General features: G+C 42.1%; 11 protein-coding genes. 4 read left to right on the plus strand and 7 right to left on the minus strand.

Translation table 11 applies throughout. The annotated features are described in order from the left end of the window. The first annotated feature begins 88 nt into the window (after window positions 1-88). Window positions 89-898 (plus strand): alpha/beta fold hydrolase, encoded by an 810-nt coding sequence (locus LF817_RS12780; RefSeq protein ID WP_253936209.1) that lies wholly within the window; start codon window positions 89-91, stop codon window positions 896-898. Between the two features lie 62 nt (window positions 899-960). Here LF817_RS12780 and rsmG read toward each other — a convergent pair whose 3' ends face one another. From rsmG to rpmH, 7 genes are all read right to left on the minus strand, one after another. Further along, the gene (gene rsmG / locus LF817_RS12785; RefSeq protein WP_253936210.1) at window positions 961-1,677 is read right to left on the minus strand and encodes a 16S rRNA (guanine(527)-N(7))-methyltransferase RsmG; all 717 of its coding nucleotides are present in this window, start codon (window positions 1,675-1,677) and stop codon (window positions 961-963) included. Window positions 1,678-1,692: 15 nt separating this feature from the next. Continuing rightward, window positions 1,693-3,582 carry a tRNA uridine-5-carboxymethylaminomethyl(34) synthesis enzyme MnmG gene (mnmG, locus tag LF817_RS12790; RefSeq protein ID WP_253936211.1) on the minus strand — a complete coding sequence of 630 codons (1,890 nt, stop codon included), beginning with the start codon at window positions 3,580-3,582 and terminating at the stop codon, window positions 1,693-1,695. Between the two features lie 25 nt (window positions 3,583-3,607). Further along, window positions 3,608-4,984 carry a tRNA uridine-5-carboxymethylaminomethyl(34) synthesis GTPase MnmE gene (gene mnmE, locus LF817_RS12795; RefSeq protein ID WP_253936212.1) on the minus strand — a complete coding sequence of 459 codons (1,377 nt, stop codon included), beginning with the start codon at window positions 4,982-4,984 and terminating at the stop codon, window positions 3,608-3,610. A gap of 763 nt (window positions 4,985-5,747) precedes the next feature. Continuing rightward, entirely contained in the window at window positions 5,748-6,365 is a 618-nt protein-coding gene (gene jag, locus LF817_RS12800) for an RNA-binding cell elongation regulator Jag/EloR (protein WP_253936213.1), read from the minus strand. Beyond that, on the minus strand, window positions 6,362-7,123 hold the full coding sequence (gene spoIIIJ / locus LF817_RS12805; protein ID WP_253936214.1) for a YidC family membrane integrase SpoIIIJ: 762 nt from the start codon (window positions 7,121-7,123) through the stop codon (window positions 6,362-6,364). Before spoIIIJ ends, jag begins: the two co-directional genes overlap by 4 nt. Before the next feature lie 79 nt (window positions 7,124-7,202). Next, window positions 7,203-7,553 carry a ribonuclease P protein component gene (rnpA, locus tag LF817_RS12810; RefSeq protein WP_253936215.1) on the minus strand — a complete coding sequence of 117 codons (351 nt, stop codon included), beginning with the start codon at window positions 7,551-7,553 and terminating at the stop codon, window positions 7,203-7,205. An 84-nt stretch (window positions 7,554-7,637) separates the two neighbouring features. Beyond that, window positions 7,638-7,772 (minus strand): 50S ribosomal protein L34, encoded by a 135-nt coding sequence (gene rpmH / locus LF817_RS12815; protein ID WP_253936216.1) that lies wholly within the window; start codon window positions 7,770-7,772, stop codon window positions 7,638-7,640. Window positions 7,773-8,432: 660 nt separating this feature from the next. On the opposite strand from rpmH, the gene dnaA reads away from it, so the two are divergent. From dnaA to yaaA, 3 genes are all read left to right on the plus strand, one after another. Beyond that, entirely contained in the window at window positions 8,433-9,785 is a 1,353-nt protein-coding gene (gene dnaA, locus LF817_RS12820) for a chromosomal replication initiator protein DnaA (protein WP_253936217.1), read from the plus strand. 168 nt (window positions 9,786-9,953) lie between these two features. Next, window positions 9,954-11,096, plus strand: a complete 1,143-nt coding sequence (gene dnaN, locus LF817_RS12825) for a DNA polymerase III subunit beta (RefSeq protein ID WP_253936218.1) — start codon at window positions 9,954-9,956, stop codon at window positions 11,094-11,096. Between the two features lie 865 nt (window positions 11,097-11,961). Continuing rightward, window positions 11,962-12,183 (plus strand): S4 domain-containing protein YaaA, encoded by a 222-nt coding sequence (yaaA, locus tag LF817_RS12830; protein WP_253936219.1) that lies wholly within the window; start codon window positions 11,962-11,964, stop codon window positions 12,181-12,183. Window positions 12,184-12,186: the final 3 nt, after the last annotated feature.

Genomic DNA, 12,186 nt, shown 5'->3' on the forward strand with positions numbered 1-12,186 from the left:
ACATGACCTCCTTTGATTCAAGACGTTTATTTTGGGATTAAAAGGGAACAAGAATATGGAATATTATTCAATAAAGGAGATTGTATCTATGTCCCATTATATTGAAGTTGATCATCATGTCGAATTATTTGTACAAGATATAGGAGAAGGACAGCCGATCGTATTCATCCATGGCTGGCCGCTCAATCACGAAATGTTCGAATATCAAATGAACGTACTTCCTCAAAATGGATACCGTTTTATAGGTATTGACTTACGGGGTTTCGGAAAATCCGACAAGCCTTCCTATGGATATGATTACGACACACTCGCTCATGACATTAAAATCATCGTAGAATACTTACAGCTGGAGAATTTCTATTTAGCAGGTTTTTCAATGGGAGGCCCTATTTCCATTCGCTATGCGACAAAATATGCAAATGATCAGTTAGCTAAACTAATTTTGATCGGAGCAGCTGCCCCAAGCTTTACACAGCGTGATGGGTACGCTTACGGTTTGCATAAGGAAGAAGTAGATGGTCTGATTTATGGAATTACACAGGATCGCCCGGCCGCTTTGGCGGATTTCGGTACAAATTTCTACAATACTCGTGTTTCAGAACCATTAAAAGAATGGTTTCTCGGGTTAGGGTTACAAGCCTCCGCCCACGGCACAATCGCCTGTGCTGCTTCCTTAAGGGACGAAGATTTACGTGGTGAACTAGATCAAATCAAAGTTCCGACTGTGATCATGCACGGTAAGCTAGATGAAATCTGTGAATATAACTTCGCTCTGGAACTTGAGAAGAGAATTCCTAGTTCAACATTGATTTCATTTGAAGATAGCGGACACGGGCTGATTTATGATGAACGCGATAAATTCAATGAAGAGCTGTTGAAATTAATTGAAGAACGATAAGAGTGCTCCAATAATCTTCCACAAAAAACCCCTCTATTTCCTGGGAAATAGAGGGGTTTTCATTATTCGATCGGTTCTTTATTAGGCGTACCAGCTTTTCTTGGATATTTCTTCGGCGTTTTACGGCGTTTTTCAATCAGCGCGATGTTGCGTTCGCTGTCTTCTTCAGGCAGCTTGAACGTATTCACACTGACTACTTCTCCTCCGACCGTCTGAATCGCAACGTTCGCATCTTCCATCTCTTCCGCCAGGTTCGGGCCTTTCATGGCTAGAAAATGACCGCCTTTGGCAGTAAGCGGCAGGCAAAGCTCGCTTAGCACGGACATGCGTGCCACGGCTCTGGCCATGACGAGATCATAGCCTTCACGAAACTTAGGATTTTTTCCGAAATTTTCAGCACGGTCATGATAAAAAGCGACATCTTTCAGCCCAAGCTCATGGGCTAAGTGATTCAAAAAGGTGATCCGCTTCTTGAGGGAGTCGACAATTGTCACTTTCAATTGAGGAAAAGCGATTTTTAATGGGAGACTCGGAAATCCGGCCCCCGCACCTACATCGCAAATACGCAGCGGCTTTGTGAAATCATGATAAAACGCGGCTGTCAGCGAATCATAAAAATGTTTCAAATAAACACCTTCCTGATCCGTGATCGCTGTTAAATTCATTTTTTCGTTCCACTCTACTAAAATCTCAAAATATTGCTCGAACTGTTTTTGCTGATGTTCGTCTAGTTCAATGCCTTGCTTTTGCAAGGCAGATAGAAAGGTGTTGATATCCATGGAGTCATCCTTTCACTACTCGCCAGAAACGCGGGCGATTTTCCCTTGTTCGATATAAACGAGGAGAATAGAAACGTCAGCTGGATTCACGCCTGATACCCTTGAGGCTTGGCCGACAGAAAGCGGACGGACTTTCTTCAGACGGTCGCGTGCTTCTGTAGCCAATCCATTGATATCATCGTAATCGATGTCTTCAGGGATCGTTTTCGATTCCATTTTACGCATGCGTTCTATTTGCTCCAGCGCTTTTTTAATATATCCAGCGTACTTCACCTGAATTTCCACTTGCTCGGTAACATCCTCGGCTAAAGGACGCTCACTAGGCGTCACACTTGCAATGACATCATATTTCATTTCCGGACGGCGGAGTAAATCGAGAGCTCGGACCGCTTCTTTTAATGGGCTGCCCCCTGATGACTCAATCGCCGCCTGAACGTCTTCGGTCGGTTTCAGCATCACTTGATCTAAGCGGTTTTTTTCTTCTTCAATCAAGCGTTTTTTCTCTAAGAAGCGCTCGTAACGCTCGTCTGAGATCGTCCCTACTTGATGGCCGATTTCTGTTAAGCGCATATCGGCATTGTCATGACGAAGCATCAGACGGAATTCTGCACGAGAAGTCAGAAGTCGATAAGGTTCATCCGTTCCTTTTGTGACAAGGTCATCGATCATGACGCCGATATATCCTTGGGAACGGTCGAGAATTAATGATTCAAGATCCAATGCTTTTGCCGCTGCATTAATTCCTGCCATCAAGCCTTGACCTGCCGCTTCCTCATAGCCAGACGTGCCATTAAGTTGACCTGCAGTAAACAGGCCGCTGATTTTTTTCGTTTCAAGCGTCGGCCATAGAGTCGTCGGTACGACAGAATCATATTCAATCGCATAGCCCGCTCGCATAATTTCCGCATTCTCTAAACCAGGAACGGTCTCCATCATTTCCTTTTGGATATACTCAGGCAATGACGTAGAAAGACCTTGCACGTAAACTTCTTCCGTGTCTCTTCCTTCAGGCTCTAAGAAAATCTGGTGACGCGGCTTATCGTTGAAACGGACGATTTTATCTTCAATGGATGGACAATATCGCGGTCCAGTCCCTTTAATCATTCCTGAATACATCGCCGACAGTCCGAGGTTATCATTAATCACTTTGTGTGTATGCTCGTTTGTATACGTCAACCAGCATGGAATCTGATCAGTGATGAATTCTGTCGTTTCATAAGAAAAGAAACGCGGTTCTTGTTCACCAGGCTGTATTTCGGTCTTTGAATAGTCGATCGTACGGCTGTTCACACGCATCGGCGTGCCTGTTTTAAAACGGACCATTTCGATTCCAAGCTCTTCTAACTGCTCAGAAAGAGAAACAGAAGTACGCTGGTTATTCGGTCCACTTTCATAAGAAAGATCTCCGATGATGACACGGCCTCGCATGAACGTTCCTGTCGTCACAATGACGGTCGGAGCGTAATACACGGCTTTCGTTTCCGTGACAACCCCTTTGATTTGATCATCTTCCACAAGCAGTTTCTCAACCATTGCTTGACGCAAGGTCAAGTTCTCCTGCGTCTCAAGTACACGTTTCATTTCTTTTATATAAAGAGGCTTGTCTGCCTGCGCGCGGAGCGCACGAACGGCAGGTCCTTTTCTCGTATTCAACAGGCGCATTTGGATATGTGTTTTATCAATCACTTTACCCATCGCACCGCCAAGAGCATCAATTTCCCGGACTACTACACCTTTGGCCGGCCCGCCGATAGACGGGTTACACGGCATAAACGCAACCAAATCTAAGTTCAGTGTAAGCATAAGGGTTTTTGCTCCGCGTTTTGCAGCGGCAATCCCAGCTTCCACTCCAGCATGACCGGCACCAATAACAATTACATCATAATGCCCTGCATCGTAAGTCATTTTGGTCGTCTCTCCTTTAAATAATTTATTTCCCTAAGCAAAACTGTGAAAACAGTTGGTCAATTAAACTTTCATGTACCGCATCACCGATGATTTCTCCAAGCAGTTCCCACGTTCTCGTCACGTCTATTTGCACAACATCGATCGGCACGCCCATCTCCATGCCTTCCTGGGCATCTTCAAGGGATTGTTTCGCCTGTTTTAATAATTGCACGTGACGGACGTTCGAGACGTAGGTCATGTCGCCGGTATCCAGATCACCTTCAAAGAACGTATCAGCGATAGCGTTTTCGAGCTGATCGATGCCTTCCTCACGTATGAGTGCTGTTGAAATAACCGGATGATCAGCTGCCAACCCTTTTACTTCATCAAGGTCAAGCTTTGGTTCTAAGTCCATCTTGTTGACGATCACGATGATATTCAGGTCTTCTACGGCTTCGAAAAGTTTCTTATCTTCTTCGGTGAGCTCATCTCCATAGTTTAACACGAGGAGGATGAGGTCCGCTTCTTTTAATACTTGTCTTGAGCGTTCAACACCGATGCGTTCGACGATGTCTTCTGTTTCTCTTATGCCGGCTGTGTCGATAAGGCGGAGCGGTACTCCGCGAACGTTGACGTATTCTTCGATGACGTCCCTGGTCGTGCCTGGCACTTCGGTGACAATTGCTTTATTTTCATGGACGAGGGCGTTCATAAGAGATGATTTTCCGACATTTGGACGGCCGATGATCGCTGTTCCCAGTCCTTCTCGCAAGATTTTTCCCTGGCGTGCGGTTGCAAGTAATTTTTCTACTTCTTCAAGGACTTCTTTTGTTTTCTCACGCATCATCTCGTTCGACATTTCTTCGACATCATCGTACTCGGGATAGTCGATGTTCACTTCAACGTGAGCGAGAGTTTCCAGCAGTTTTTGACGGAGTTCTTGAATGAGATTCGATAAACGTCCGTCCATCTGTTTTAAAGCTACACTCATCGCACGATCGGTTTTGGCCCGGATCAAGTCCATGACGGCTTCCGCCTGGGAAAGGTCGATTCGTCCATTCATGAATGCACGCTTCGTAAATTCTCCCGGCTCGGCTAAGCGCGCGCCGCTTTCGAGTACGATTTCGAGTACACGATTAACGGAGACTAGTCCGCCATGGCAGTTGATTTCAACTACGTCTTCACGAGTAAATGTTTTTGGGGCTTTCATAACAGAAACCATAACTTCTTCCGCGACTTCTTCCGTTTTTCTATCGATCAGCTTTCCGTAGTGCATCGTATGAGATTCCACTTCTTTTAAATCTTTCCCTTGAAAAAGGGATGCTGCAATCGAAACAGCTTCTGGACCGCTTAATCGGACGATTGCAATCGCACCTTCTCCCATTGGAGTCGATATCGCAGTAATCGTATCCATTTCCACAGGCGGTCACCTCCTTTTCTGAACTTTTTTATTTATAGTTATCCACACGGGGGTAAAATTAAACTCACTAACAAATTAGATTAACACATGTCAGGGTGTTTTGGGAAGTCTATTATTCATTTTATCCACATGTGTATAACTTTTTTCTTTTATTCCCTATTTCTTTTATATAGGCTTTAAAATTTCCGTGTTGAAATTTTATAAGCTTCACTAAATAATCAGTTTCCGTTAACAAGAATGAAGTCTGAAGGGTCGGGAAATCACTCGCTTTCCATGGGGGTACGGTGAGCTTCCTCGGGCTAACGCCCTCCGGGATCTCACCATGTACTATTTTCCCATAGGAGTCTCGCAATTTCCCGACCCTTTTTGCGATAGTTGAGAGAAACGGAAACAACTTTAGCTTCAATTGGGAGAGTCTCTATAAAAATCGTTATATTGGACGCCGTTGAATGAAAATCCTTCGCTTTCAAAAGAAGTAATATCCTTAAAATATATTTGGTTATCGAAATCGCTTGAATAACAACCTTCTTAATAATTTACGGATTATCCTAGTCCAGTGATTTGGTTATAGCTTTATAGTTTTAAATACGTTTTAGCTAGAGAAGGCCCACCGCGCTCCCAAGGAAAGCGAGTGATTTCCCGGATCTCCAAACGCTGTCAAACATAACGGAAACAGTACGAACATCATCAACACAGAAATTCGTATCTAAAATAGAAAACAAAAAAATACTCCTGCCAAAGGGTTTGACAGAAGTATTTTAAACTATAACGGACGGATGACTATATGGCGCTTAGGATCTCTCCCAGCAGAATCCGTCTCGACGTTTTGATTATTTTGCAGGGCCGCATGAATAATTTTTCTTTCATACGATGGCATTGGTTCTAAGTTAACCGGTTCCCCGATTCGTACCGCTTTATCAGCGAGACGCCGGGCTAAGGTTTCCAATGTTTCTTTACGCCTGGCGCGGTAATTCTCAGCGTCCAGGATGACCGTATAAAACTGATCGGTATCCCGGTTAACAGCTAGCTGGGCAAGAGATTGCAATGAGTTCAATGTTTGTCCACGTTTTCCGATCAACATAGCGATTTTTTCACCGATCATTTCGATGGAAATTTCACGGCCGTTCGATTCGGTTTTGACCTGGACAGGTGCCCCCATCTGCTCTGCTACTTCTAAGATGAATGATTCGGCCTCCTGCACGGGATCCTTCGCAATTGAAACTTTCACGATAGCAGGTTTCGTTCCAAAAACTCCAAAAAATCCTTTTTTACCTTCATCAATGACGTCTACGTTTACCTGGTCCTTTGATGTTTGTAACTGGTCTAGTGCTGATTGGACCGCTTCTTCCACTGTAGTTCCAGTAGCAGTCAATTGCTTCACTTAGCTGCGCCTCCTGTCGTATCTTTCATCATTGGCTTACGAATGAACAGGGTTTGTAAGATCATAACGATGTTACCGACGATCCAGTATAAAGCTAGGGCTGAAGGGAAGAAGAATGCAAATGTCCCGATCATAAGCGGCATAATATAAAGCATCATCTGCATTTGCGGGTTCTGCATGGCGGCCCCTCCGGCCATCATTAATTTTTGCTGTAAGAATGTTGTAGCTGCTGTCAAAATCGCTAAGAACGGATCAGCTGTACCTAGCTGCAGCCATAGAAAATCGTGTGTTTGAATGGTTTCTGTTCGCATGATCGCGTGGTAAAACCCGATCAATACCGGCATTTGTACAATAATTGGCAAACAACCAGCCAGTGGGTTGACCCCATTTTTCTGGAAGAGCTGCATCGTTTCCTGCTGCAGTTTCTGCTGAGACTGAGCATCTTTTGAGCTGTACTTAGAACGAAGCTCCTGCAATTGAGGCTGAATCTCCTGCATAGCTTTTGAACTTTTCAACTGTTTGACGTTCAAAGGCAGCAATACCAGACGAATGATGATGGTCACGATAATAATCGATAAGCCATAGCTTCCATTCGTAGAATCGGCAAAAAATTGAAGCGTTTGAGATAACGGAAAAACTATATATTCATTCCAAAAACCTGTACTATCCTCGGTGATTTCCTGATTGACCTCGGTACACCCGGATAAGAACGTAAGCACACCTGTCATCGCAAGTAATGCTATCCATTTGTTACGCAACGTCCTTCCTCCTTACACATTCACATTTCACTATAGAATAGTGTAGCACTTTTCCATAGGGAATGACTATAACAATTTGTCAGTTTCGCGACTTCTTATCTAAAAGCTTTGACTTATACAAAACATGGGTCAAGCTACTCTTAATTTCATGAAAGTCCATTTGATGGGTCGGTTTTCTGGCAATGACTACTAAATCATATTCAGGCTTTATGTTCTCTTCCAATTCATGAAAAGCCTGCCTTAAGTACCTTTTGATCTGATTTCTCATCACGGCATGTCCGATCTTTTTACTGACCGATAATCCGATACGAAAATGGCTCTGATCCTTCTTTAAATAATAGAGGACAAGCTGTCTATTGGCGAATGACTGACCATGTTGAAATACTTTCTGGAATTCTTTATTTTTTTTGATTCGATAAGTTTTCTTCATGGACTCCTGAACCTCCGAAAAGAAAAGCGCTCACGCTCAATTTGAACTTAAACTAGAAAAAAGACCACTGATTGCTTCAGTGGCCTAGGCTGATAATACTTTTCTTCCTTTACGACGACGACGAGCAAGAACGTTGCGACCATTCTTTGAGCTCATGCGGCTGCGGAAACCGTGTACTTTCTTGCGCTTACGAGTATTTGGTTGAAATGTGCGTTTCATTATATATACACCTCCTGAAAAAATTCCACTACATACATTTAAAAGGCAGTCCCGACAATTATAATCAATCCTCTACTTTATGTCAATCACTATATTCCTTCTATTAATCTCTCAAAAGTCAAAGGCGTTATATAACAGATCCTGTTACACAACAGATTTTGTGTCGATATTTGAACTTTTTTAAAGAACATTCACAGGGGGTGTGTATAGTTTTTCAGACCTTTTCAGAGTATCCACAACAAATATCGACAAGTTAATCACAAAATCTAGTACTGTGGAAAGATATTATCTACAAGTTGTTGAGGTTGTGGATAAGTTACCGTGAACCATTGCAAGAAGTGTCTTTATCTGGTATTATATTTGTGTTTAACTGTGAATGACAAGAAACGGCAAGTAAAACTATTCACAGGTTGTGGATAACGTGTGGACATTTACTAACATCCTTGTTTAAAAACTTATCAACAGTTATGTGGATAATGATAACAACATTAAAAAACCTTTTTATAAAAGTGTGCAAACGTCCACAGATCCTCTCTAGTTTCAGGGTATCCAGCATTGTACAAATATTATACAACGTCCTTTCGATCTTTTGATTACGTTCGAAAAAGAGAACGAAAGGTTTTTTTATTTTTTAAAAAGATAGGCGGAAGGGGTGAAAACTTGGAGAATATACATGAACTATGGGATAACACCTTAGAGCAAATGAAAGAAAAAATAAGTAAACCCAGTTTTGAAACGTGGTTAAAAGCGACCAAAGCCGATTCTCTCAATGAGAATACTTTGACCATTGTAGCTCCAAATGAATTCGCACGGGATTGGCTGGAAAATCAATATGAAGGATTGATTACGGAGACTCTTCAAGAAGTGACGGGAGCAGAATTATCGACTAAATTCATCATCCCGGAATCAAAGGACGATCAGCTGGAAGATGTGAAGCTTGCTGATAAAAAGGTGCCTAATGTTAGAAACGGTAATGAAGAATCTACTCAAAGTATGCTGAATTCCAAGTATACTTTCGATACCTTTGTCATTGGTTCAGGCAACCGTTTTGCGCATGCCGCATCCCTTGCAGTTGCAGAAGCTCCGGCAAAAGCTTATAACCCTTTGTTTATTTACGGGGGAGTCGGGCTGGGTAAAACCCACTTGATGCATGCGATCGGTCATTATGTGCTCGATCACAATCCGAATGCGAAGGTTGTCTATTTATCGTCGGAAAAATTCACAAATGAGTTCATCAACTCGATCCGAGACAACAGAGCGGTCAATTTTCGGAATAAATACCGTAGTGTCGACGTTCTTCTCATTGATGATATTCAGTTCCTGGCAGGAAAAGAACAAACACAGGAAGAATTTTTCCATACGTTCAATACACTCCATGAAGAAAGTAAACAGATCGTCATTTCCAGTGATCGTCCGCCAAAAGAAATACCAACATTAGAAGACCGCCTGCGTTCTCGTTTTGAATGGGGATTGATTACGGATATCACACCTCCTGATTTAGAAACGAGAATCGCTATCCTTCGGAAAAAAGCGAAGGCAGAAGGTCTTGATATTCCTAATGAAGTGATGCTCTATATCGCCAACCAGATTGATACGAACATTCGCGAATTAGAAGGTGCGCTTATCCGCGTTGTTGCTTATTCTTCACTGATCAATAGCGATATTAATGCGTCACTTGCTGCGGAAGCGTTGAAAGATATTATTCCAAGCTCTAAGCCTAGAGTCATTACTATTGAGGCGATCCAGGAGATGGTCGGGGAAAAATATAATATTCGTTTAGAGGATTTCCCAGCTAAGAAACGTACAAAATCTATAGCCTTTCCACGTCAAATAGCTATGTATCTATCAAGAGAGTTAACAGATTTTTCTCTGCCGAAGATCGGTGAAGAATTCGGAGGCAGAGACCATACGACAGTCATCCATGCTCATGAAAAAATTTCAAAATTGATGGCGACGGACCAAAAACTGCAAAAAGAGCTGGATGAAATCACAGAACAATTGAAAGCTCACTAGTTCTGGATAATGTGTATAAGTAGAACACACCCATCAACAGTCTATCCACATGTGGATAGACGCGGGTGACATGTTAAAATAAAGGTTATCCACAAATCCACAGCGCCTATTACTTCTATTACTACTTTTTTAATAATAATTAATATATATACAGGAGGAGTTTCTTCCATGAAATTTTCAATTCAAAGAGAACAATTAATGGAGAGCGTACAAAATGTAATGAAAGCCATATCGTCGAGAACGACGATTCCAATTCTTACAGGCATAAAATTAGAAGCCACTCAAGATGGAGTGAAATTAACAGGTAGTGATTCAGATATTTCGATTGAATCTTTTATTCCTGCAGAAGAAGATGGAATTGTATATGTAGAAAATATTGAACCAGGAAGCATTGTACTTCAGGCTAAGTATTTCCCGGATATCGTACGTAAACTACCTCAAAAAGATATAGATATTGAAAGTGATGATAAACGGAATGTAACGATTCGCTCTGGTAAAGCTGAGTTTCACTTAAATGGCCAGGACGCAGAAGAGTATCCACAACTGCCTCAATTACATACGGAGGACAGTTTTGAATTACCTATCGATCTATTAAAGAGTTTGATTCGCCAAACCGTATTCGCCGTTTCCTCCTCAGAAACTCGTCCTATTTTGACGGGAGTACACGTGAAACTTGAAAATGATCACCTTCATTTCACAGCGACGGACAGTCACCGTCTGGCAGCGCGTAATATTCCCTTAGAGAAGAGGGAAGGGCAGGGAGAAATTCCTGCAGTGGTCATCCCAGGTAAAAGCTTGAATGAATTGAATAAAATTCTTGCCGACTCTGAAGATATTATTGAAATCAGTGTGACGGAGAATCAGGTCTTATTTAGAACCAAACATCTCTATTTCTTATCTCGTTTACTGGACGGCAATTATCCTGAGACGTCACGTTTAATTCCAGAAGAGAGTAAAACGACCGTAAAAATCGACACGAAGGAACTATTGCAGTCGATTGACCGTGCTTCTTTACTTGCTAAAGAAAACCGGAATAATGTTGTTCGCTTGATTACTCAGGAAGGGAATCAAATCGAAATCAACGGAAATTCTCCTGAAGTAGGTAACGTAGTAGAAGAAGTTGTCGCTGATTCAATTGATGGAGAAGAGTTGAAAATATCTTTCAGTGCGAAGTATATGATGGATGCTTTAAAAGCCATCAATTACGATCAAGTGAAAATAGAGTTCACTGGGGCAATGCGTCCATTCCTCATTCGTCCGATCGATGATGAACAAATCTTACAATTGATTCTCCCAGTGAGAACTTACTAATTTTTATATAAGGTTCTGATAAATTTCAGTTTTATTATGTATATAAGCTTCCTTAGCTTGAAGACTTAGTTTCGGGATGTTTTCGTTACGATTGACAGAGTTTAGAGCTTCGGGAAATCACTCGCTTTCCGTGGGAGCGCGGTGAGCCTCCTCGAGCTGACGCTCTGCGGGGTCTCACTAAGCACTCTTTTCCCACAGGAGTCTCGCAATTTCCCGAAGCTCTTTGCGATAATTAGTAGAACGAAAATTTCCAATGTAAAATAGCAGCTCCATAAAATAGCCATGATAAATATCGGAGCATCCCTGTTTAAATGGCCGTACCACAATTTTTTCAAATGCATTAGTTGGCAAGCTTTATAGTTTCAGAACTAAGCTGCCGAAAATAAATGGGCAAATTCTTTTTTAAAGAGATAAAGGTAAACTTCATACTCCTAGCCAGGGGTTCGTTCATTTGATTATGAATGGGGTGGTTGGGAAGCTGCGAGACTCCCGTGGGAGAAGGAAGTAGGCGAGATCCCACAGGGCTTTAGCCCGAGGAAGCTCGCCAGGTCCCCCACAGGAAAGCGAGTAGCTTCCCAACCACTCCTGACTCTTAATACGGCAATGAACCTCAGTTATCCTGAAATTAAATCTTCAACACCCCTGCCATATCCTTGAAAAACTTTTTATGAAAATCTACAACGACTTTTAATATGGTTATATAAAAATCCGTTATGAACTAAAAAATCATAGCGGTTTTTTAGTTTTAACCAAAAAATACCGGATATTTTAGCTATTTTCTGTTATATTCTTCGGTTTGCTTTTCTTAAAGCAATATCTTTAGTAAAATAGAGATAAGACAAACCATGAAAAATAGGGTGAACATATGAGCGAACGAATTGAAATATCTACGGAATACATTCCACTCGGGAAGTTTCTGAAATTGAGCAACGTAGTGGAATCAGGAGGAATGGTCAAAATTTTTCTAGACGAATTTGAAGTCTACGTCAATGGTGAACGAGAGCAGCGCCGCGGACGAAAACTTTACCTGGGAGATGTTGTGAATATTCCTGCATTTGGAGCATATGAGGTTGTCCGGGAGGAATAGTCC

The sequence above is a fragment of the Halobacillus sp. A1 genome, from assembly GCF_024189295.1.
Classification (GTDB): Bacteria; Bacillota; Bacilli; order Bacillales; family Halobacillaceae; genus Halobacillus_A.

Bases quoted from the DNA above. Each gene is read 5' to 3' on its own strand.
- LF817_RS12780 (WP_253936209.1), top strand. From the start codon at position 89: ATGTCCCATTATATTGAAGTTGATCATCATGTCGAATTATTTGTACAA.
- rsmG (WP_253936210.1), bottom strand. From the start codon at position 1,677: ATGGATATCAACACCTTTCTATCTGCCTTGCAAAAGCAAGGCATTGAA.
- mnmG (WP_253936211.1), bottom strand. From the start codon at position 3,582: ATGACTTACGATGCAGGGCATTATGATGTAATTGTTATTGGTGCCGGT.
- rnpA (WP_253936215.1), bottom strand. From the start codon at position 7,553: ATGAAGAAAACTTATCGAATCAAAAAAAATAAAGAATTCCAGAAAGTA.
- rpmH (WP_253936216.1), bottom strand. From the start codon at position 7,772: ATGAAACGCACATTTCAACCAAATACTCGTAAGCGCAAGAAAGTACAC.
- dnaN (WP_253936218.1), top strand. From the start codon at position 9,954: ATGAAATTTTCAATTCAAAGAGAACAATTAATGGAGAGCGTACAAAAT.
- yaaA (WP_253936219.1), top strand. From the start codon at position 11,962: ATGAGCGAACGAATTGAAATATCTACGGAATACATTCCACTCGGGAAG.